Source organism: Streptomyces sp. WM6386 (assembly GCF_000972385.1).
Lineage (GTDB): Bacteria > Actinomycetota > Actinomycetes > Streptomycetales > Streptomycetaceae > Streptomyces.
On the sequence record NZ_JXTE01000040.1, the window covers coordinates 59,979 to 79,475 of the forward strand.

A 19,497-nucleotide genomic window follows, 5' to 3' on the forward strand; every position below is an offset into this window, starting at 1 on the left:
GCACAACTCGCACAACTGAAGGGGGTCCCGGTGACCGAAGTGGAGTTGGTGGCCGTCGCGTTGGCCACGGGAGCGGCGGCCGGACTCACGGAGACGGGATGCGAGGCCGTACATGGCCTCTGCGCCGGGCTGAGCGAGGCGGTCCGCCGGCGGTTGGCCGGGGGTGGCGGCACCAGCGGGGGCGGCGGCTACGACGTACGGGTGCTGGACGCGTACGAGACGGACCCCGACGTGTGGCGGACCCGGCTGCTCCAGGTGCTGACGGGTTCCGGGGTGGAGACGGACGAGGAGATCCTCGCGGCGGCTCGCGCCGTGCTCTGCTCGGAGCGCCAGACCGGGCGCGTCACCGTGGACGCCGACGGCGCCCAGGGGGCGCTGGTCGGGGACGGCAACACACAGCACAACACGTTCGGCTGATGATGCAGTGGACGACTCTGCTGGCCACGCTGCTAGGCGCGGGTGTCGCCATGGGGACCTCGCTGTTGGTGCAGGCGCGCAAAGACCATCGCCAGCTGCTGCTGGAGTCACGCAAGCACAAACGCGACGTCTCGTCCGAGTGGCGCCAGACTCGGCGTGACCTGTACGCGGGCTACCTCGCCGTGCTGACCCAGGCCCGCAGCGAGTCGAGACACCTGAGCGAGAACACCGAGATGTCCGAGGCGGAGCGCACCCAGCTGGGTCGACGGGCATTTGTGCGCTGCTATGAGCTGCGCTACCAACTTGAGCTCTTCGCTCCGGCTGAGGTGGTGAATCCAGCACTCGCCTATTTCCGATGCGTACGCAGCTTCCGCAACGCACTGGATAGGGGGATGCGCCACACGGATCAGGAGTTCGAACGCCACGCGGAGCAGATGAAGGACACCCTGGCGGATGCCCGTGATGCCATGCGCAAGGACCTGGAACTGAGCCAGACGGCGGGGGACGGAGAGTAGGAGCGCCCTCGCTTGAAGGGTCGGGGCGAGCCCAGCGGTGAAATACGTCCTCGCGGAGTACGGCTGCGGTGGCTGCGACGCCGCCACCGCGACGTACATCGATGCCACGGGCGGCGTCCTGGTCCCGGCGGCGGTGATCCCCCTGGCCGACAAGGACACCGCCACCGCCATACACCATCGAAGAGATGGCCGCCCTGCTGCGCGCTTATCAGGGCTGACGCTCATGGTGTACGTCACGCGCTTCACACCACACGCACAGCGGGACATGCTCAAGATCCCGCGCCCGGATGCCCTGCGCATCCTGTATCGCCTCACCGAACTCCCGAAAGCGAGCGACGCGGGGGGACACCACGGCGTTCGAAATCAAGGCCCTCTAGGGGTTCAGCGCCCGCTGGCGGCTCAGGGCTGGCGACTTCCGAGTCGTCTGCACCGTTGAGGACGGCCAGTTGATCGTGTGGGTCCTGGCAGTCGATAACCGCCGCGACGTCTACCGCCAAGCTCCGTAGGCCCTTTGCAGTGCAGGTCGGTGCCGACTGCCCGCCGGGAGTCTCGGGGGCGTGCGCCTGCCTGTTTGTCGAAATGTCCCGAATGTCGCCGCTAAACGCAACCAGAACTGCAACCGACGTACACCGAAGAGCCGGGCCGCAATTGCGGCCCAGCTCTTCGTTTCGCCTGTTCAGGCGGCTGCGGAGGATACGAGATTCGAACTCGTGAGGGGTTGCCCCCAACACGCTTTCCAACTGTGGTGGTGGGGCGGTGGGTTGTATGCAGGGGCGTTCACGGGGGTTCATGGGCGGCCAATTGGTCTGCCGGAGGTGGCCGATTGTCCAGCTTGAACGACGACGAACGCAGCTGAATGAGACGGGAACTGAGACGGGCCGCGCTGTGCTGGCCTGGAGCCGAGGCTATCGGGGACAGGTCAGCTGCACCGCTAGATCGGACTCGTGCAGTGCAGCGCGTTCCCAGCATCACGTGAGCGGGAGCGCACCGGTTGCGCGCCGATGAGGCGCTGCTTGCTGTCGCTCTCCCCGTGTAGCCGAGCTCCTTCAATGGGGTCGAAGGAGAGACTGTTTCTGAAACTCCTGCAAGATCTCGTGGCAGTTCGTAACCTGGTGAGAGTTCCGGCGCTCCGGGGAGGCAAAGCATGGCCGACAAGCTCACGCGTGAACAGATCGAGACCACCTATCCGGACTCCGAAGTACAGGAGCGGATCCTGCGAATCGATTTCTTGTCCGAGCTTCTCGGGGCCTGCATCATTTCCGATGCATACGAAGTTCCCCCTCGGCTTGCCACAGCCATCAAACTTTCATCAGTAGGCTCTGGACTGGTTGGTCGCGTACAAAGCAATGCCAACCCTCGAAATGAGTGCACGCTTTCCGCTTTCTTGCAGGTCTTTTGGAATGAGCTGCTGGTAGACCCAGTTGAGACTAATGTCGAAGCTATCGAACGGGTGATTTCCGACGAGATCAAGAAGGAGCGAGTTCTCTTCCCGTATATCTACGGGCGAGCTTTGTACGACAAGTCCTTCAAGGAATTGAGGGACAATAATGATACTTTGACCCACAAGGATACGATGACGCTACTAGCTGGATCCCCTCAAGGAGTATTCCAGCTTCATGATTATGTGACAGGCCCTTGGGGTCTCCTGCGCTCTCGAGAAATTCGATACTGTCCACCCTCTGTCTGGGTCCCGCTCTACCATTGCGACGACCTCTCATGCACGAGATTGCATAACGTCCTCCTTGAAACTGGATCATCGAAGATCTCTAAAGTGCGTACCAAGATGCGAGAGGTCTTGTCTCGCCAGGACAGTGCAGAGAGCGAGTGGGGCGATTTTCTGCGCGACCTGGTCTCTGATTGCGTGAATCCGTTTTCGTGGAGACATCCGGCGGGGATCCCGAGTCTTATTGGGGATGTATTTTCTGCGGTAGAGATGCGTTTGATTCTTCATGATCTCCTCAACGCTACTCAAGGCGCGCTTCGAGCATCGCTTTCTGAGCTCGGGCAAGATGTCAGAGAAGCCGAGAGATTCACAGAGGGTCTCAATGAAGCGCAGATGCTCCAATTGATTCTATTGTGTCGAGATGACGAAATTATTGACACGCTGGACTCGCTTATTCTGTCAGGCGTAATCTTTATTCCAGCGACTGAAATCCGTAGGTCGCCGAGAGCGGTCAGGGCTACGGGATACTTCGACTTGGTGCCTGAGTGTGCAAGCAGAGGTGTTAGATTCCTAGGAAACTCCTCGCACGTTCTTCTTCGTAGTCGCCACCTGATCTCGAATCTATTTGACCTGGGAAATCCTGCACAACGTGGAAGGCTCGAATGGCTGATTCGTGGCACGGATGGTGCCTCCTTCCAAGAGCAACTGGATCAGTTTGTCTGTAGTGGATCGCTCGACGACGCACTTGGGTCGCTGATCTTTGACAGTGGCGCAAATCTTGAAGCGGCCGAAAAGTTTGTCGGTATCGGACCGCGCGCACGGGAACGCCTATCGAACGAAGAATCTCTGAGGAGGGCAATTACATGGCGGCTAGGAATCGATGGCCCGTCAGAGTCTGACGTGCTCGTCGATTTTCGTCAGTATGGTGCCCGGCTCAGAGAACTAGCAATGAGGACTCACACTTACGCTTCTGCCGACCAAGCGGACATTAGAGCAGTTGCGTCCAACTTCTTCGTGAAGGTGGAAGGGCTCCTTCAGGAGTATCTGAAGCTTGCTACCTGGGCACTTTTGCGTGATCATTACGCGACGTCGGGATTTGTCTATTCCCCAGAAGAAGCGGTTGCTTTCACTGTTCAGGAACTAGGCCGGGATCAGGCAGACGTCCATTTCTCGGATGATGGAAAATGGACACTATTCCCTATGATTCGCGGGTTTGAGATTCTGGCTATCCGTTTGAGATCCTTGAGGTCTGATGAGAATACGCAGAGGCCTCAGGCGGACTATCCAAAGATTCTGCGTTCTTCTTCCCCCTATACATTTCTCTTCAAGCACGCAAATCCATACCTCGACCTGGATGCATCCGCCAGGTCACGCATCGTCGCGATGCTATCCGCTGCCGCCCAGAAACTGCAGTCTGGCAAGGTGGACGAGATTCGGAACCTCTTGCAGCACACCAACCCAAAGTTTCCGACACAAGATGAAGTGCTGGGGGCGATTAATGCCGCAGAGACGGTTCTTGCGGAAGCAGAAGAAGCCGGATTCCTGCCAATCGTCTCTCGGCTTCGCGAATCTCAAACGGATAGTTTTGGGCGTCGTACACTGACTTTGGGTACTGCAAACGGAAAGACGCTCCGGCTGGTGCGCCCATCGTCCTATTATTTGACGGGTCTACCCGTACTATCTGAGGCGCAATACGTCCTCAGGTCGGCCATTTATGACAGTTCCAGCGAGGTTCTCCGGCTCTCTATGCGTGAAGAATCTGAATATTCTAAGCGCTGGTCAGAATATCCCAAGCGTCGTGGTGTCAGGGGAAAGTCTGGCAATAGCCGCCTTGATGACTGAGCATCAGTTCCACTGGCTCTAGCTGGACAGACGAGGACGGTGGAGCCTTAAGGGGCGGAGTCGGGTCTACGGGGGTCATAGATGCCGCTGCGCGGTGCCTTAAGGTAGCTGTAGATCACGGTTGGTTGCAGTGGTTGCTTTTCTTCGCTGCTGTACCGCAACGGGTTCCGGCGGGCCTTCGTCGGACGCCCTGTCGGCGCGGAGCGCTTCCGTCGTTTGCCTCGGGGGCGCGGACGCTCAGCCCGCGTCCTCCGATCGCTCCTCGCCCCCTACTCGCCTCGCCCTTCCGTCATTGCGCCGATGACTACACAATCGGCGCATGCCGGATAGCACCCTGTGGGTGGCGTGTCTCACCGCTGGTACAGCGATTGCCGCCAGTTGGGTTACCAGCCAGGGCAGCCTTCGCGCCGCTAGGGAGCAGGCGAATGCTGCCTCTGCGGCACAGCGGGCCAACGTGTTCGCGCAGTCGCGCCGAGACTCCTACATCGAAGTCGTCAACGCAGCCCATCACATGGGAGCTCTGTACCGGGAACTGCCTGCGGTCTTATCCATGCCTGCTGGTTCAGACAAGGAAGCTGCTGTGCAGGAGCACGCTAGACGCCTGCGTGAGGCTTACGGACCGTTCACTCGCGCCTGTGACGTGATGATCGTCGACGGCGGGAACTCCGTGGCAGAAGCAGTCAAGGCAGTCTTCAGGGACTCACGGGCGATATACATGTGTCTACTCAGCGCGTTGGAGCATGAGGACGCCCACTCCGTCTATGGCACAGCCATCAGGTCTTACTGGGAATCCGTGAACGCGATGGTGGGTGAGATGCATCGCGAGGCCAACCGTGACAGCGCATGACAGACAACAGGCACGACGACCGCCCGCTCCGGATCTGACAAGTGCCCCTCGGGAGACGGCAGCCGGCCCCCGACTGCTTCGTCCCGAAGCAACTTGGGCGGGTGCGCAGCCTGGTGCTGATGTGGTTCCCACCTGCGCTGATGGTCCGTAGACGTTCGCGCTCGTCCGCCGCTGTTCGTCGGCGTTGTCACGCAGTTAGACACTCATCCCTGCTGCACCTCTGCGCGTGAATCGCGAGTGCGAGGACGCTGAACGCTGTCCTACGCTCAGTCTTCGAGCCGGGCAGGTGGGCTGACATCTGCCGAGGGCCTCAAAGCGGGCCAGCGCCCACTGCGCTCCCGTGATCAGAATCTCAGCGCTAGTCAGAGCCGAACGGTTCCGGGCTCGGAAGCCCCTTGCGCTGTGGAACCAGGCCTGTGAGACGCCCCATTCCGCCTGACGGCCGCCGCCGCGATGATGTCTGCTCATGAAGGAACTTGTGCTCGCTTTGGTGGCTGCGGTGTTCGGACTGGCTGGCACAGTCGTTGGTGCCCGTGCCGCCAAGAAGGGAGCTTTGATCAGTGCGGAAGTCACCTTGCAGCAAGTTCGCGATCAAGCCGACGTCGATCAAGCCCACTGGCTTCGGCAACAGCGGCTTCAGGCGTACGAAGGTTTCCTAGCAGCCTGGGATGAGTGTCTTCGCATCATTGACTCCGTGGGTCTGCCGGGGCACTCCGCCTCGCCGGGAACCAACCCGCTGAAGGAAGCTACTGGCCGCATGGCAGAGCGCGCGAGGCGGATCGACATCCTAGGACCAGCCGAGGTGGCCAGGGCAGCAAAAGAGCTCGCTATCAGCATTCGGCGCGACGTGGACCTAGCCAGCAAACTCATGGAACTCGCAGAGTCGCAGCGGCCGGCAGTCGAACACATGACCAGCGGGACATTACCAGCGATGACATCCGCTGTTGAGGCCATGGAGGAGGCTACAAGGCAGATGCAAGAGCTTACGGCGGAGGCACTCGAAGACGTTCGAGTACCTCCTGGAGCGGACGCGATGTTCGCGGCCTTTGAACGGGCCGAGGAACTCGCTAACGCCGCAATCGCTCAGGCGCACGAGGGTAATGATGATTTTGCTGCCTTCCTTGACCAAGCGACTGCGATCGTCGCTGAGCTCAAGAGCAATCAGGAAGCCCGCGAGGGTATTCGCGAGCGGTTCACGACCGCAGCGCGGCACACGCTTGATTCCGCAACTCCATGAGCATGGCGCCGGATGCCGACTCCCGTCACGACCGTCTTCAAATTCGACGATGACCGCATGGTCGAGCGGCGGACGGCATGGATGGTCATCGTCAGCGGTGGGCCCCTCGGCGAGGATTCGTTCTTCCGTGCTGATCTCGCCACGGCCGACGCATGCCTTGACTCGTTGCTCGCTCACCTGGAGGCCAAGGGCCTGTCGCCGTTCGCATGATCAGCATGTCCCGTGCGGGCGCCAACCATTGCGGTTTCTGTGCTTCATTGCTGTATCGCGTCCCTGATCTTGTCTGGACTCCACGACGTCCACAACGATCAATCGCCCCCTGCAGGTCTCGACCTGCTAGTGACCGGGCGTCACACGCCTTGATCGAATGCCCCTCATTTATCCCGCCCTTGGAGCGAAGTATATACATCCTTGAGATCTTTCAAGGCCGCTATCTTCCCTTCATAGAGGGGATCGAGCAATGAGATGTAGTTGATCGCCATCCACCCGAAAGCCAACACATAGAGGCCATTTCTTATAGTGCTGCTTGGTGTAAATATGTCCAGCCCGTCGAGGATCCACAAGATCGCAAGAGGTGATGCTCCGGAAATCGCAGTTCGCACATAGTGGCCGAGATTACGCTTACTCGCTCGATGGGCAGCGAGGGTGTCCGCTTCGGGAAGTGCGTCATAATCCTTTCTTGCCAATGGGAGCAGCGTGCAGGCTATTTCTCGAGCTAGATCCTCGCGAGAATCCTCACGCGAAAGGGATATGGCCAGCTCCCAACTATTTATATAGTTAGCGGAACGGCGGAGCTTCTTTCGAAATGCCATTTCGCTCAGCAAATCACGAGGTTGAACAATCCGGGGGATTCCCAACTCCAGGCACTTTGCCGCTCTATGGAGGCGATCTATGACCTCTTGCCGATCATTGAGCGACATCATGGAGTCTTTCTGATCGGTGAGCACCTGCGTGACCAGCTGCAGCTCAGCAAAAACGACGACGTCGGGGTAGTAGTGAATGCGCATAAAGTCCATAAAGATCGAGGTGCCGCGCACGATCACGGTGAATGTCATAGTGGTGGAAACGATGGTAAGGAAGGGTGATATAAGCAGGAAAGTGATAGCGTCAACTAGGTTGAATTCACCCGAGGGTGGCAGGTGGAGTCTTCCCCGGTACTCGGCCAAAGCGAGGCCCAGGATGGCAGCCGTTAGAGTGACGACGACGGGCAAGACTCTGCAACGCTTACACGGCAAGCGGCGGGCATAGTATTTGGCCAGAAGAAGATTCATTACGACTGCCGCAATGGAGGCGGCAGGGCTGAAGAATAGTGCACCAAATACGAAGGGTGCACATACGAGGCCTAACCCGGGAGTTGCCAGGATCGGGAATATCGTTACTGCTGCACTTGTTTCCCGAAAATCCTCCTTCGCCACCCTGCGGCAATAGGTTGAGAACAGCTGGCGGTCATCGTGTTTTACGATCTCCGGCGGCGCCGCTGTTATGATATGCGCCCACGTTTTAAATCTTCCTCGGGCGTCTTGCGAAATAATTTTCGACTTGAATGCCCGATAGCCGCTTCTTTTGCCTTTTCTTTTCTTGCTGTTGCGGAACATGGCCTCGCCAGGGTCTTGATGGTTCCCTTGATGAGTCTGCCTCCGTTCCGTTTTATTTTGTCGAATCTGGAGCCGCACTGCTCGTTGATCATGAGCAGTGGCTGAAGCGTGGGCTTGTCCGGCTATCTGCGTGTCCAGCGCGGTCGTCTGCCTTCACCCCGCCCCCTCCCCGATCCCATCCCGTCTGCCGTCGACCCACACACCGTGGAGCGGGCGTGGTTCCTGGCGTCCAGGTGGAGCGCGCCACTGTACGAACGACCTGGACGCCAGGGGCCGCGTCTGCTCGGCTCTGCCTGGGTCGACGGCAGACGGGATGGGATCTCCCGCACTCCTGCACCAGCCACTCATGGCCGGCACTCGCAAGCGGGCCCCGCCATCCTGGAGCCTGAGCGCCCCCGCCGGAGGCATGGCATTGACCCGCGGGTGACTTCCTCACTCCTCCCCGCAGCACGTGGCGCGCCGCCGGGCGCGGCCAGCCGGGGCGAAGACAGGAGGCAGGCCGCGCCGCAGAGGCGGCGCGCGCCCGCGCTTGCGCGGGCCTTGAACCAGTAGAGAAAGTTGTAACTCAGTCCGGCGTGTGGGGCTTGAAGTCGTTTGTGCAGGCTGGGAGTTCGACGCCTTGGCGGTGGGCGAGCGGTAGGAAGATCACTGGTCGGATCGTCCATGTGATGCGGGTCTGGGCATGGGTGATCGTGACCGCGCAGGGCTCGGAGCGTAAGAGGGCTTGCCGGGTTGCGATGCGTCCTTGGGAGAGCCAGGCCCATGCCGTGTCGGAAGCGTCGGAGTCCAGGGCTGGAGAGATCGTGCGGAGCGTTACCGCAACCCATCTGTCTGCCTGGGAAGCCGAGTAGGCGTCGAGGGATGCTCGGAGCGTTGGCCTTTCCTCCTCGGTGAGGTCCTGGGTCCAGCACTCGCACCAGTAGCCGTGGCGGGGTCCGTTCATCAGCACGGGTGGCCTCCCGTACGTACGTCAGTGAAGAGCTCCGCGGTGACCGTGTGGCCGCCGTCGCTGTCATGGACCACGACCCGGTGGGCGATCGCGGTGACCATCCCCAGGCCCCGACCGTGCTCGGCCTCCTGGTCCTGGTGCTCGACCTTCGGGACCGCGCCGGCCCCTCCGCCATCCGTGACCGACAGAGCGATCACCTGTGCCGACACCGCCAGAGCCAGATGGAAGCTGCCGGAGTCCCGGCCGCTGGCCGTGTGCAGGATCGCGTTCGCGCTCAGCTCGCTCACGATCAGTTCCGCGTCCTCCGCTAGCGGCGATCCGCGCAGGATGTCGCGGGTCCAGCGGCGGGCCCGGCTCACTTCTTCTGGAAAACCTGGGCAAGTGAGCCCCCAGACCCGGGCTGCACTCGTATACTCGTGCATACAAGTTCCTTCGTGCTGGTAGGCCGCCATGTGCAGCGGGTTCGGGCTAGACGAGTTTCACGCCGTCGTGGGCGCGGATGGCCGGTGGGGACGTCGCGTCGAGTGCGTCCAGGACGCGGATGGCGTACGCCTCGTCGGAGAGTTCGGAGACTTCTTCGCGGGTGGCCCAGCGCAGGGCGCGGGTTTCGTCGCCGGTGGTGGGCGTGCCGTCGGCGGCTTCGCAGCGGAAGACCAGCGAGACGATCAGGCCCGTCATGTTCTTGTAGACGCCGGTCAGGGTCGCGGGAAGTGCGATCTTGATGCCGGTCTCTTCGAGGACTTCGCGTTGCAGGGCCTCGGGGATGGTCTCCTCGCGTTCGAGGACGCCGCCCGGGGGTTCCCACCTGCCGTTGTCGCGGCGCTGGATCAGGAGGGCCCGGCCCTGGGCGTCGACGACCACTCCGGCAACGCTCACGGAGTGCGGTCGGTCAGTGCTCACGTTCCTCGGCCCTCTCGGCTGGCTAGGCTCTCCACCGTAGCAACAAGACTCGCCCACTCGTCTAGATACCTAAAGGAGTACGCGTGAGCCCTCTTTCTTCCGGCCTTCTCGGCGATCTCGACCCCACGAGCGATCGTGCGGTCTTCCGGCAGATCGCCGACCAGCTGCGTGAGGCCATCGACCGTGGGCGATTCCGCGAGGGCGACAAGCTGCCCTCGGAGGCCGACCTCGTCGATCACTACGGGGTATCCCGTATGACGGTCCGAAACTCCTTCTCCATCCTTCAAGGGGAAGGTCTCGTGCACGCCGAGCACGGCAAGGGCGTCTTCGTCCGGCCCCGGCCGCCCGTGCGGCGTCTCGCCTCCGACAGGTTCGCGCGGCGGCATCGCGAGCAAGGCAAGTCCGCCTTCATCGTCGAGGCCGACGCCGCCGGCAGTCACCCCCAGGTCGACAGCCTGGAGGTCAAGGAAGAGAAGGCCAGTCAGGACATCTCCACCCGGCTCGGCTCCGTACGGCGTGTGCTCGCCCGCCGGCGCCGGTATCTCCTCGACGGGCGGCCGGTCGAGTTCGCCACCTCCTACCTGCCCCTCGACATCGCCCGCGGCACTCAGATCGCCGAACCCAATCCCGGGCCCGGCGGCATCTACGCCCGCCTCGAAGAACTCGGCCACCGCCTCGACCACTTCGAGGAGGAGATCCGGGCCCGGATGCCCTCGCCGGCCGAAGTGAAGACGCTCCGCCTGGCCTCCGGCGTACCCGTCATCCACCTCATCCGGACCGCCTTCGACACCGAGGGGCGAGCCGTGGAGGTCTGCGACACCGTGATGGCGGCTGACGCATACGTGCTGTCGTACCAGCTTCCCGCGACCTGATCGTCATGGTTTGCGGTGGTGCGCGGGGACGGTTCTCGGACTCGTACACCTCAACAGGCATACTCGTATAGACGAGTGGGCAAGTTGAGTGGCAGAGTGGTCCACGTGATCCCGAAGGTCGGGTTCGCAGGACGCATCATGTATAGACGAGTAGATAGGGGAACTCCCTTGCGCACCATCCGTGTTGAGGCCTCCGCCGCGACGATCCTGCTGACCGAGGCTCCGGAGCCGAAGGTTCGCGACCGTCAGACCGGCGAGCGGGCCATGGACACCGTCAGTGGTGAGCCGCTGATGACGATCGGCGTCGTCTACATCGAGGAGGGCGAGTCGTCGCTGATCAAGGTCACCGTTCCTGAGGGCGGTATCTCGGAGGGGCTGGCGCTCGGGGCGCCGGTCTCGCTGCCGGGGCTGATCGCCCGGCCCTGGGAGAGCGTGTTCAACGGGCAGCAGCGCCACGGCATCGCCTTCCGCGCCGCCGCCGTCACCCCGGCCGCATTCCCCGCTGCCGCTACCGGGGCCGCTGCCTGATGTCCGACCTGACGACACTCCTGGAGGTGGGTGGTCCTGTCGCCGCACTCGGCGGTGGGGCCGCCTACGCCCGGGCCAAGCACCCCGGGGTCTACTGGTCGACCGTCGGCCTGCCGATATCCACGGCCCGGCTGCTCAGCTCGTACAGCTCAGTCATGGAAGCCTGCGGCCTGACCGTCGCACCGTCCCGACTGCGCGTGCTGGCGGTCAAGGCGACCACCCGACGCGAGATACGGCCCGTACCGCCGCGTCGCGGCATCATCCGTCCTACGTCGACCGGGCTCCGGTTGCGGCTCCGGCTCGCCCCCGGGCAGGAGCCCGCCGACGTCGCCGCCTCCGCCGAACGACTGCGGCACGCCTGGGGCGTTCACGCCGTCTACGTCACCACCATCAAGCCCGGTGTCGTCGAACTTCGGCTCGTCGGCTTCGACGTCCTGCGGCAGGTCCGGATGCCGCGCAAGGTCGACTCCGGATACTTGCGCATTCCGGTCGCCCTGCGCGAGGACGCCACCGCCTTCGCACGCGACTACCGCACCATGCCGCACCAACTCACCCTCGGCGCCACCCTGTCCGGCAAGTCCATGTACCTGCGCAACCTGATCACTGGACTCGCCCCGCAACCGGTCGCCCTCGTCGGCATCGACTGCAAGCGGGGTGTGGAACTGGCGCCGTTCGCGTCCCGGCTCTCGGCCCTCGCCACCGATCCGGAGCAAGCTGCCGAGCTGCTTCCCGTACTCGTCAAGGAAATGGAGGACCGCTACGACCTGATCAAGGCCCGGCAGGGCATCACCCCGGACATCCCCGACGAGGAGATCACCTCCGACATCTGGGGCCTGCCCGAGCACGAACGCCCCACCCCCATCGTGCTGTTCGTCGACGAGGTCGCCGAACTCTTCCTCGTCGCCACCCGCAAGGACGAGGAACGGCGCGACGAGATGGTCACCCAACTCATCCGCCTCGCCCAACTCGGCCGCGCCGCCGGCATCTACCTGGAGGTCTGCGGACAGCGCTTCGGCGCCGAACTTGGCAAGGGCGCGACCATGCTCCGCGCCCAGCTGACCGGCCGCGTCTGCCACCGTGTCAACGACGAAGCCTCCGCCAAGATGGCCCTCGGCGACATCGCCCCGGAAGCGGTCATGGCCGCCTGCGCCATCGCCCCCGAACGGCCCGGCCTGGCAGTCGCCGGTGACACCTCCGGCGGCTGGTCCCGCATCCGCACGCCGTATCTCTCCCTCGGCGATGCCGCCGAGATCTGCCGCGACTCCGCGCACCTGGTCCCCGACCTGCCCGCGCTCAAGCCCTTCCGGCCCCACGTGCCCGTGCGACCGGTCGAAGCCCCGGTGCCGCAGGTCCAGCCGCGCCCGATCACCGACTGACCTTCCTCCCCCAACTCCGGTCGGTGTGACCGCCTCACTCCACGTCCCTACCCCTCCCATGCCTGAACCCGGAAGGAGCCGCTCATGCGCGCCCAACTGGCCCGCGTCGACGCGGTGCTCGTCCAGGCGCTGATCGCTGCCGCGCTGTCCTTCGCCCACATCCACGACATCGCCTCGGCGGCAGGACAGGACGGATGGAAGGCGTGGGCCTACCCCGTCTCCGTCGACCTGCTGCTCGTCGCCGCATGGCGTCGACTCCGGTCCGGTGAGGCGAAAGCGTCCGGGTGGTGTTGGTTCGTCATCGCACTCGCCGCGTCCCTCGGCGCGAACGTCGCCACCGCCGGACTGCTCGACCTGGACCAGGTGCCGGCCTGGCTGCGCATCCTCGTCGCGGGCTGGCCTGCGGTCGCCTTCCTCGGCGGAACCCTCCTCGCCCACTCCAGTCCGACGACGAAACCGGCCAACGACACCGAGGTCATCGAGGACCAGGAGGACGCGCCCGAACCCACCCCCGAGCCACCCGCCCAACCAGCCATCGAAGCACCGCCCGAGCGCCCCGCCGTACCCGTCCCGACCGCCCTGGTCGACCACGCCCGCAAGGTCGCCGCCGAACACCACACCCGCACCGGCACCCCGATCGACACCCCAACCCTCCGCGCCCGCCTCGGCGTTCCCGCACCCATGGCCGAAGCCATCGCCGCCCAGCTCTGAGAGGAGATCCACATGCCCGCCAACCGCCGCTTCCGCAACGTCACCCGTATCGGCCCCGTCCAGGTCGCCACCTCGTACGACCAACGGGGCCGCGAGAAGCACACCGCCGCCTGCACCGCCCCGCGCTGCGGCTTCTCCACCGACTACGACAGCCGCGCCGCCGCCGAACTGGCCGCCAACACCCACCGCTGCCCCGTCCGCTGAGAGGACCTCGCACCCGTGACCGTCAGCCTGCCGCTCGTCTTCATCCTCGGCTTCTTCGCCTGGGGAGCGGTCAAGTTCCTCGGCGTCCGTACCTGGGTCGTCGTACTGATCGCCCTCTTCGGCTTCCTGCTCTCCCGCACCTTCATGGCCCCCGCCGTGGAGTCCGGCACGCGCTCCGGCGTGGACATCATCAACGGCTCACACGACTAGACGAGTAGATAAGGAGAACGCCGCCGTGTTTCTGCCCAAGTACCCCGACAACCCGACCCCGCCGCCCGCGCACACCCACGCCCCGGCCGACCCGATGCCCGTACGGCGCTCGCTCCCGTCGGTCTCCATCGATCAGAAGACCGTCGTCGCCCTGGTCGTCGGCGGAGTCGTCCTCACCGCGCTCCTGGCGGCCGTCGCCATCACGGCCATCTCCGTAGCCGTGTGGTCCTGCGCTCCCTGCTCCGCGAGCAGCACCGGCGCTGACTCCCCGCCAGACCTCCGGGGCGGCGTCGCTCGACTAAGCATCACGCCGCCCCGGGGCCTGTTCCTCCCGACCTAGCCAGCCAGAAGGAGAAACGCCATCTTCACCCGCACCACTCCGGCCCCACTCCCGGAACTCGCGAACCTGGCCTCGCAAGGCACGCTCCCGGGTATCCTCCGCCAGCTCTCCACCCTCGGCGGCTGCACCCACCCCATCCGCCTCGACGGCCACCGCACCGAGTACGACGTCGACACCACGACCGGCGAGATCGGCACTCTCGTCCACCACCTCGACTCGACCAGCCTCCCGGCCGGCCAACTCCTCGTCCGTTGCAACAACCGCCGTACGACCCGGTGCCCGGCCTGCGCGGAGGTCTACCGCCGCGACACCTTCCACCTGATCACCTCGGGCCTGCGCGGTGGCAAGGGCACTCCGGAACACGTCGCCGCCCACCCCCGCGTCTTCGCCACCTTCACCGCCCCCGGCTTCGGCCCCGTCCACAACCGCCGCACGGACGGACGCCCCTGCCGCTGCGGCGTCCACCACGACAAGGACGACGAAGCACTCGGCACCCCGCTCAACCCGGACACCTACGACTACGAAGCCGCCGTCCTCTGGAACGCCCACGCCGGACAGCTCTGGCGGCGCTTCTCGACGTACCTGCGCCGTGAGGTCGCCAAGCGCGCGGGCCTCTCCCAGCGCAGGTTCCGCGACCACGCGCGCGTGTCCTTCGCCAAGGTCGCCGAGTACCAGAAGCGCGGTGCGGTCCACTTCCACGCGGTCATACGTCTCGACGGCCCCGGAGGTGGCGACACCTCGCCCCCGGCCTGGGCCACTGCCGAGCTGCTCACGGACGCCATCAGCGCCGCAGCCTCCAAGACGAGCGTGGATGGCCCGGTCGTCGACAGCCGCGCCCACACCTTCACCTTCGGCCGCCAACTCGACGTCCGCACCATCCGATCCGCCGACTTCAACGACGGCCAAGAGCTGACCGAGCGAGCCGTCGCCGCGTACATCGCCAAGTACGCGACCAAGGGAGCCGAGACAGCCACGGGAGCTCTCGACCGCCCCCTCAAGTTCGCCGCCGAACTGGCCCAGCTCGACATCAGCGACCACGCCCGCCGCCTGGTCCGAACCGCCTGGACCCTCGGCGCCCGCAAGGACCTGGAACACCTCCGCCTGCGTGCGTGGGCCCACATGCTCGGCTTCCGCGGCCACTTCTCCACCAAGTCCCGCCGGTACTCCACCACCCTCGGCGCCCTCCGCGACGCCCGCGCCGAATGGCGCCGCGCACAAGCCGCCCCACCCACGCGCGAGCCCGAGACGACCTACGTCCTCGCGCACTGGGTCTTCGCCGGAACAGGCCTCTCCGACGCCGAAGCCTGGCTGTCCGCATCCCTCGAACCCGCCCCCGGAACGGAAGGAGAGCCCACCCGTGGCTGAGCCCCGAGTCGTCGCTGTCGTGCCCGAACAGTTCGACCCGTCCTTGGCCCTGCTGACCGTCGAGGAAGCGGCCCGACGGCTCCGGATCGGTCGTACGACCTGCTTCCGACTCGTCCTCGCCGGAGAGATCGAGTCCGTCATGGTCGGGAGGCTGCGTCGAATCCCCGCCGATGCCGTGCCCGCTTACGTCGCGAAGCTCCGCTACCGACCCGCCGAAGCTGCTTGAGGGGGATGCCATGGCAGAGAACAAGCGCAGTCGTCAGCCCAACGGGGCCTCCTCCATCTACTTCGGCAAGGACGGCAAGTGGCACGGCCGAGTGACGGTCGGCGTCCGCGATGACGGCAAGCCGGACCGCCGCCACATCGAGCGCAAGACCAAGGCCGAGGTGACCAGGGCAGTCCGTGACATGGAGCGGGCCCGGGACGAGAAGAAGCTCAGGAAGCCGGGCCAGAGCTGGACTGTCCAGGCCTGGCTTGAGCACTGGGTCGAGAACATCGCCAAGCCGTACGTCTCCGAGAACACGTATGACGGCTACGAGGTCGACGTACGCGTTCACCTCGTGCCCGGCCTGGGCGCTCACAAGCTCGACAAGCTGGAGCCGGAGCACTTGGAGCGCTTCTACCGGAAGATGCAGGAAGCCGGGAGCTCCGCCGGCACCGCCCACCACGCTCACCGCACGATCCGGGTGGCCCTCGGTGAGGCCAAGCGACGCAGTCACGTCGCCACCAACGTGGCCGAGATCGCCAAGGCGCCGCGTCTCGAAGAAGAGGACATCGAGCCGTTCACGATCGAGGAGGTGCAGAGTCTCCTCGTTGAGGCGGCCAAGCTCCGCAACAGCACGAGGTGGGTCGTCGCCCTGGCGCTCGGGCTCCGTCAGGGGGAGGCGCTCGGCCTGCACTGGGAGGACGTCGACCTGGACGCGGGATACGTCCGCATCCGCAAGAACCGGCTCCGCCCCAAGTACGCCCACGGCTGCGGCGACAACCCGTGCGGCCGGAAGGCTGGCTACTGCCCCCAGAAACAGCAGACCCGCCGCGAGCACAAGTCCACCAAGTCCCGCGCCGGGCGACGCACGATCGGTCTGCCCGACCCGCTGATCAAGCTCCTCCGCCAGCACCAGGAGGTACAGGAGAAGGAACGGATCGAGGCCGGTCCCGACTGGGAGGACAAGGGATACGTCTTCGCCTCCCCGGCCGGCAGCCCTCTGAGCCCGAACACGGACTTCCACGTCTGGAAGCGGCTGCTGCGGGATGCGGGCGTACGAGACGGCCGTCTCCATGACGCTCGCCACACCGCCGCGACCGTCCTCCTGATCCTCGGCGTCCCGGACGTCGTGGTCGACGCGATCATGGGCTGGGAGCCCGGGGGAGCGGCCCGCATGCGCGCTCGCTACATGCACGTCACTGGAACGCTGCTGCGGAAGGTGGCCCAGCAGGTCGGCGACGCTCTCTGGGAGCCGCTCCGGGCCGACTGAAGCGCCTATGCGGAGAGGTCAGAGCGTGGGAGGCTCCTCTGCCCGCTCCGCGAGGAACTCATCGAGAAGCGCGAAGAGAACCGTGATGACACGTTCTTCCTGCTCCGGTGAGAGCTGCCAGTGATCCCAACTTTCATCGGGGAGGGCGATGTGACGGACCAGACCCATCCAAGTGTGTTGGCATTCCCGGCCGCGCCTGGCCACCAGCCAGTCACGCCAGCCGTCGAGCCCGGGACCGCCGTGCCGCCGTGCGTGGGCGTCGTAGCCGATCAAGAAGCTTTCCACACGGGCGAGTGTTGCCTGACCCACGAAGATCTCGGGGCCCTCGGACACGAAGGCCCAGTACTCACGTTCACTCATGTCTATGAGACTCACCCGCTCATGCTTCCGCATCGAGGTCGGTTGTCCCTCATCCCGAGCGAGCAGCGGGCAACCAACTGAGACGGAAACTGAGACGGACAACGACGAAGGGCCCCACCGCGAACGGTGGGGCCCTTCGACATCGTGCCCGGTGAGGCACTGGCGGAGGATACGAGATTCGAACTCGTGAGGGGTTGCCCCCAACACGCTTTCCAAGCGTGCGCCCTAGGCCACTAGGCGAATCCTCCGCGGCAAACAATACAAGACGTTGAGGAGTGCTCGCGAACTCGTTCCCAGCCCCCGTCATCGGGTACTGTTTGGGCAGCCCCTCACGTGGCGCTATCTGACTGAACTCCCCCAGGGCCGGAAGGCAGCAAGGGTAGGTTGGCTCTGGCGGGTGCGTGGGGGGCGCTTGCGTTCACGGCAAGGGTGGCCTCTTGCGTGGGGCTGGTTGTCAGTGGGCGCCTATAACCTCGTATGCGTGTCGTCTCTCGCGCTGTACCGCCGCTATCGCCCGGAGTCGTTCGCCGAGGTCATCGGGCAGGAGCATGTCACCGACCCGTTGCAGCAGGCGCTGCGGAACAACCGGGTCAATCACGCGTATCTGTTCAGCGGTCCGCGTGGCTGCGGCAAGACGACCAGCGCACGCATCCTGGCCCGCTGTCTGAACTGTGAGCAAGGTCCCACGCCGACCCCGTGCGGAGAGTGCCAGTCCTGCCAGGACCTCGCACGCAACGGCCCGGGTTCCATCGACGTCATCGAGATCGACGCCGCGTCCCACGGTGGTGTGGACGACGCCCGTGAGCTGCGCGAGAAGGCCTTCTTCGGACCCGCGAGCAGCCGGTACAAGATCTACATCATCGACGAGGCCCACATGGTCACGTCGGCCGGCTTCAACGCGCTGCTCAAGGTCGTCGAGGAGCCGCCGGAGCATCTGAAGTTCATCTTCGCGACCACCGAGCCCGAGAAGGTCATCGGGACCATCCGTTCGCGGACCCACCACTACCCCTTCCGGCTCGTGCCGCCGGGGACCCTTCGTGACTACCTCGGCGAGGTCTGCGGACACGAGAACATCCCCGTCGAGGAGGGCGTGCTGCCGCTCGTCGTGCGGGCGGGGCAGGGTTCCGTGCGTGACTCCATGTCCGTCATGGACCAGCTGCTCGCGGGGGCGCGGGAGGAGGGTGTGACGTATGCCATGGCCACCTCCCTCCTCGGCTACACCGACGGCTCGCTCCTCGACTCCGTCGTCGAGGCCTTCGCCACCGGTGACGGCGCCGCCGCCTTCGAGGTCGTCGACCGGATCATCGAGGGCGGCAACGACCCGCGGCGCTTCGTCGCCGACCTGCTGGAGCGGCTGCGGGACCTGGTGATCCTCGCCGCCGTCCCGGACGCCACGGAGACCGGCCTCATCGACGCCCCCGCCGACGTCCTGGAGCGTATGCAGGCCCAGGCCGGCATCTTCGGCGCCGCCGAGCTCAGCCGCGCCGCCGACCTCGTCAACGCGGGCCTCACCGAGATGCGGGGCGCCACGTCCCCTCGCCTCCAGCTGGAGCTGATCTGCGCGCGCGTGATGCTGCCGGCCGCTTATGGCGACGAGCGGTCCGTGATGGCCCGGCTCGACCGGCTGGAGCGTGGCGTGAACTTCTCCGGGGGCGGGGGTGCGCCCGCGATGGCGTACGTCCCCGGGCCCGAGGCGCACGGGACAGCGGCTGCCGCGCCGGTTCCGCCGGGAGGCGGTGTCGCGGCGGCCCGGGCGGCGGTACGGGCTTCTGGCCCGCCGACCGGACCTGCGCCGACCGGACCTGCGCCCAGTGGACCTGCGCCCAGTGGACCTGCGCCCAGTGGACCTGCGCCCAGTGGACCTGCGCCCAGTGGACCTGCGCCGAGCGGACCTGCGGCGGGGGGCGCCCCGGGCTTCGGCGCCGCACCCGGTCAGCCCGGTCAGGACACCACCCCGGCCCCGGCCTACGACGCCGCCTCCGCCCAGGCCGCGCCCGCGCCCACGGGCCCGGCGCCCGGCGACACCGGCAGCGCTCAGCCCCAGCCCTCCCAGGCACCCCAGCCCCCCCAGGCATCCGCGACACCTCCTCC

Annotated in this window: 22 protein-coding genes, 1 tRNA gene, 1 other RNA gene and 2 pseudogenes; 20 read left to right on the plus strand and 6 right to left on the minus strand. The window is 65.1% G+C overall.

Annotation, left to right across the window (positions count from 1 at the left end):
- Positions 1-30: 30 nt before the first annotated feature.
- From TN53_RS24105 to TN53_RS24125, 8 genes and pseudogenes are all read left to right on the plus strand, one after another.
- The gene (locus tag TN53_RS24105; protein WP_046260700.1) at positions 31-417 is read left to right on the plus strand and encodes a hypothetical protein; all 387 of its coding nucleotides are present in this window, start codon (positions 31-33) and stop codon (positions 415-417) included.
- Positions 417-932, plus strand: coding sequence for a hypothetical protein (locus tag TN53_RS24110; protein WP_046260701.1), 516 nt, complete (start codon positions 417-419; stop codon positions 930-932). The genes TN53_RS24105 and TN53_RS24110 overlap by 1 nt, the downstream gene beginning before the upstream one ends.
- Before the next feature lie 37 nt (positions 933-969).
- The gene (locus TN53_RS49360) at positions 970-1,368 is read left to right on the plus strand and encodes a hypothetical protein (RefSeq protein ID WP_324609624.1); all 399 of its coding nucleotides are present in this window, start codon (positions 970-972) and stop codon (positions 1,366-1,368) included.
- A pseudogene (locus TN53_RS49365) lies at positions 1,367-1,438 on the plus strand (type II toxin-antitoxin system RelE/ParE family toxin); the annotation flags it as partial. The gene TN53_RS49360 and the pseudogene TN53_RS49365, both read left to right, overlap by 2 nt.
- Positions 1,439-2,076: 638 nt before the next feature.
- Positions 2,077-4,437: a hypothetical protein gene (locus tag TN53_RS47395; RefSeq protein ID WP_159038188.1), complete on the plus strand. Its 2,361-nt coding sequence runs from the start codon at positions 2,077-2,079 to the stop codon at positions 4,435-4,437.
- Between the two features lie 319 nt (positions 4,438-4,756).
- Positions 4,757-5,284: a hypothetical protein gene (locus tag TN53_RS47400; protein ID WP_046260702.1), complete on the plus strand. Its 528-nt coding sequence runs from the start codon at positions 4,757-4,759 to the stop codon at positions 5,282-5,284.
- 466 nt (positions 5,285-5,750) lie between these two features.
- Positions 5,751-6,521 carry a hypothetical protein gene (locus TN53_RS47405; protein ID WP_159038189.1) on the plus strand — a complete coding sequence of 257 codons (771 nt, stop codon included), beginning with the start codon at positions 5,751-5,753 and terminating at the stop codon, positions 6,519-6,521.
- A 12-nt stretch (positions 6,522-6,533) separates the two neighbouring features.
- Positions 6,534-6,731 carry a hypothetical protein gene (locus TN53_RS24125; protein ID WP_046260704.1) on the plus strand — a complete coding sequence of 66 codons (198 nt, stop codon included), beginning with the start codon at positions 6,534-6,536 and terminating at the stop codon, positions 6,729-6,731.
- A gap of 164 nt (positions 6,732-6,895) precedes the next feature.
- On the opposite strand, the gene TN53_RS47410 is transcribed toward TN53_RS24125, so the two are convergent.
- The 4 genes from TN53_RS47410 to TN53_RS24140 form a co-directional block, all read right to left on the minus strand.
- Complete coding sequence (locus TN53_RS47410; protein ID WP_159038190.1) at positions 6,896-8,116, minus strand: hypothetical protein; 1,221 nt, start codon at positions 8,114-8,116, stop codon at positions 6,896-6,898.
- 565 nt (positions 8,117-8,681) lie between these two features.
- Positions 8,682-9,059: a hypothetical protein gene (locus TN53_RS48465; RefSeq protein WP_046260727.1), complete on the minus strand. Its 378-nt coding sequence runs from the start codon at positions 9,057-9,059 to the stop codon at positions 8,682-8,684.
- Positions 9,059-9,487: an ATP-binding protein gene (locus TN53_RS24135; protein WP_046260705.1), complete on the minus strand. Its 429-nt coding sequence runs from the start codon at positions 9,485-9,487 to the stop codon at positions 9,059-9,061. Before TN53_RS24135 ends, TN53_RS48465 begins: the two co-directional genes overlap by 1 nt.
- Positions 9,488-9,533: 46 nt before the next feature.
- The gene (locus tag TN53_RS24140) at positions 9,534-9,941 is read right to left on the minus strand and encodes an NUDIX hydrolase (protein ID WP_046260706.1); all 408 of its coding nucleotides are present in this window, start codon (positions 9,939-9,941) and stop codon (positions 9,534-9,536) included.
- Positions 9,942-10,048: 107 nt separating this feature from the next.
- On the opposite strand from TN53_RS24140, the gene TN53_RS24145 reads away from it, so the two are divergent.
- From TN53_RS24145 to TN53_RS24195, 10 genes and pseudogenes are all read left to right on the plus strand, one after another.
- Positions 10,049-10,837: a GntR family transcriptional regulator gene (locus tag TN53_RS24145; protein WP_046260707.1), complete on the plus strand. Its 789-nt coding sequence runs from the start codon at positions 10,049-10,051 to the stop codon at positions 10,835-10,837.
- Between the two features lie 168 nt (positions 10,838-11,005).
- Positions 11,006-11,365 carry a hypothetical protein gene (locus tag TN53_RS24150; RefSeq protein ID WP_046260708.1) on the plus strand — a complete coding sequence of 120 codons (360 nt, stop codon included), beginning with the start codon at positions 11,006-11,008 and terminating at the stop codon, positions 11,363-11,365.
- Positions 11,365-12,741, plus strand: a complete 1,377-nt coding sequence (locus tag TN53_RS24155) for an FtsK/SpoIIIE domain-containing protein (protein ID WP_046260709.1) — start codon at positions 11,365-11,367, stop codon at positions 12,739-12,741. Before TN53_RS24150 ends, TN53_RS24155 begins: the two co-directional genes overlap by 1 nt.
- An 84-nt stretch (positions 12,742-12,825) precedes the next feature.
- Positions 12,826-13,452: a DUF2637 domain-containing protein gene (locus tag TN53_RS24160; RefSeq protein WP_046260710.1), complete on the plus strand. Its 627-nt coding sequence runs from the start codon at positions 12,826-12,828 to the stop codon at positions 13,450-13,452.
- A gap of 12 nt (positions 13,453-13,464) precedes the next feature.
- Positions 13,465-13,656 (plus strand): mobile element transfer protein, encoded by a 192-nt coding sequence (locus TN53_RS24165; protein ID WP_046260711.1) that lies wholly within the window; start codon positions 13,465-13,467, stop codon positions 13,654-13,656.
- A gap of 15 nt (positions 13,657-13,671) precedes the next feature.
- Complete coding sequence (locus TN53_RS24170; RefSeq protein WP_046260712.1) at positions 13,672-13,866, plus strand: hypothetical protein; 195 nt, start codon at positions 13,672-13,674, stop codon at positions 13,864-13,866.
- Between the two features lie 25 nt (positions 13,867-13,891).
- Positions 13,892-14,130, plus strand: a pseudogene (locus TN53_RS24175) (SpdD protein).
- 142 nt (positions 14,131-14,272) lie between these two features.
- Positions 14,273-15,571, plus strand: coding sequence for a replication initiator (locus tag TN53_RS24185; RefSeq protein ID WP_095046703.1), 1,299 nt, complete (start codon positions 14,273-14,275; stop codon positions 15,569-15,571).
- On the plus strand, positions 15,564-15,797 hold the full coding sequence (locus tag TN53_RS24190; RefSeq protein WP_046260715.1) for an excisionase family DNA-binding protein: 234 nt from the start codon (positions 15,564-15,566) through the stop codon (positions 15,795-15,797). The genes TN53_RS24185 and TN53_RS24190 overlap by 8 nt, the downstream gene beginning before the upstream one ends.
- A 10-nt stretch (positions 15,798-15,807) precedes the next feature.
- A complete protein-coding gene (locus TN53_RS24195; RefSeq protein ID WP_046260716.1) occupies positions 15,808-17,046 on the plus strand; it encodes a tyrosine-type recombinase/integrase in 1,239 nt (412 codons plus the stop codon).
- An 18-nt stretch (positions 17,047-17,064) separates the two neighbouring features.
- Here TN53_RS24195 and TN53_RS24200 read toward each other — a convergent pair whose 3' ends face one another.
- A complete protein-coding gene (locus tag TN53_RS24200) occupies positions 17,065-17,406 on the minus strand; it encodes a hypothetical protein (protein ID WP_234441691.1) in 342 nt (113 codons plus the stop codon).
- Between the two features lie 160 nt (positions 17,407-17,566).
- Positions 17,567-17,654 (minus strand) — tRNA-Ser (locus TN53_RS24205).
- Positions 17,655-17,726: 72 nt separating this feature from the next.
- Here TN53_RS24205 and ffs point away from each other — a divergent pair.
- Positions 17,727-17,825: signal recognition particle sRNA small type (ffs, locus tag TN53_RS44455), an RNA gene on the plus strand.
- Between the two features lie 62 nt (positions 17,826-17,887).
- On the plus strand, positions 17,888-19,497 hold a 1,610-nt coding region (locus TN53_RS24210; RefSeq protein ID WP_046260718.1), incomplete at its 3' end, for a DNA polymerase III subunit gamma and tau.

Bases quoted from the DNA above. Each gene is read 5' to 3' on its own strand.
- TN53_RS47405 (WP_159038189.1), top strand. From the start codon at position 5,751: ATGAAGGAACTTGTGCTCGCTTTGGTGGCTGCGGTGTTCGGACTGGCT.
- TN53_RS47410 (WP_159038190.1), bottom strand. From the start codon at position 8,116: ATGTTCCGCAACAGCAAGAAAAGAAAAGGCAAAAGAAGCGGCTATCGG.
- TN53_RS24165 (WP_046260711.1), top strand. From the start codon at position 13,465: ATGCCCGCCAACCGCCGCTTCCGCAACGTCACCCGTATCGGCCCCGTC.
- TN53_RS24195 (WP_046260716.1), top strand. From the start codon at position 15,808: ATGGCAGAGAACAAGCGCAGTCGTCAGCCCAACGGGGCCTCCTCCATC.
- TN53_RS24135 (WP_046260705.1), bottom strand. From the start codon at position 9,487: ATGCACGAGTATACGAGTGCAGCCCGGGTCTGGGGGCTCACTTGCCCA.
- TN53_RS47395 (WP_159038188.1), top strand. From the start codon at position 2,077: ATGGCCGACAAGCTCACGCGTGAACAGATCGAGACCACCTATCCGGAC.
- TN53_RS24160 (WP_046260710.1), top strand. From the start codon at position 12,826: ATGCGCGCCCAACTGGCCCGCGTCGACGCGGTGCTCGTCCAGGCGCTG.
- TN53_RS24125 (WP_046260704.1), top strand. From the start codon at position 6,534: ATGCCGACTCCCGTCACGACCGTCTTCAAATTCGACGATGACCGCATG.
- TN53_RS24200 (WP_234441691.1), bottom strand. From the start codon at position 17,406: ATGAGTGAACGTGAGTACTGGGCCTTCGTGTCCGAGGGCCCCGAGATC.
- TN53_RS47400 (WP_046260702.1), top strand. From the start codon at position 4,757: ATGCCGGATAGCACCCTGTGGGTGGCGTGTCTCACCGCTGGTACAGCG.
- TN53_RS24110 (WP_046260701.1), top strand. From the start codon at position 417: ATGATGCAGTGGACGACTCTGCTGGCCACGCTGCTAGGCGCGGGTGTC.
- TN53_RS24155 (WP_046260709.1), top strand. From the start codon at position 11,365: ATGTCCGACCTGACGACACTCCTGGAGGTGGGTGGTCCTGTCGCCGCA.
- TN53_RS48465 (WP_046260727.1), bottom strand. From the start codon at position 9,059: ATGAACGGACCCCGCCACGGCTACTGGTGCGAGTGCTGGACCCAGGAC.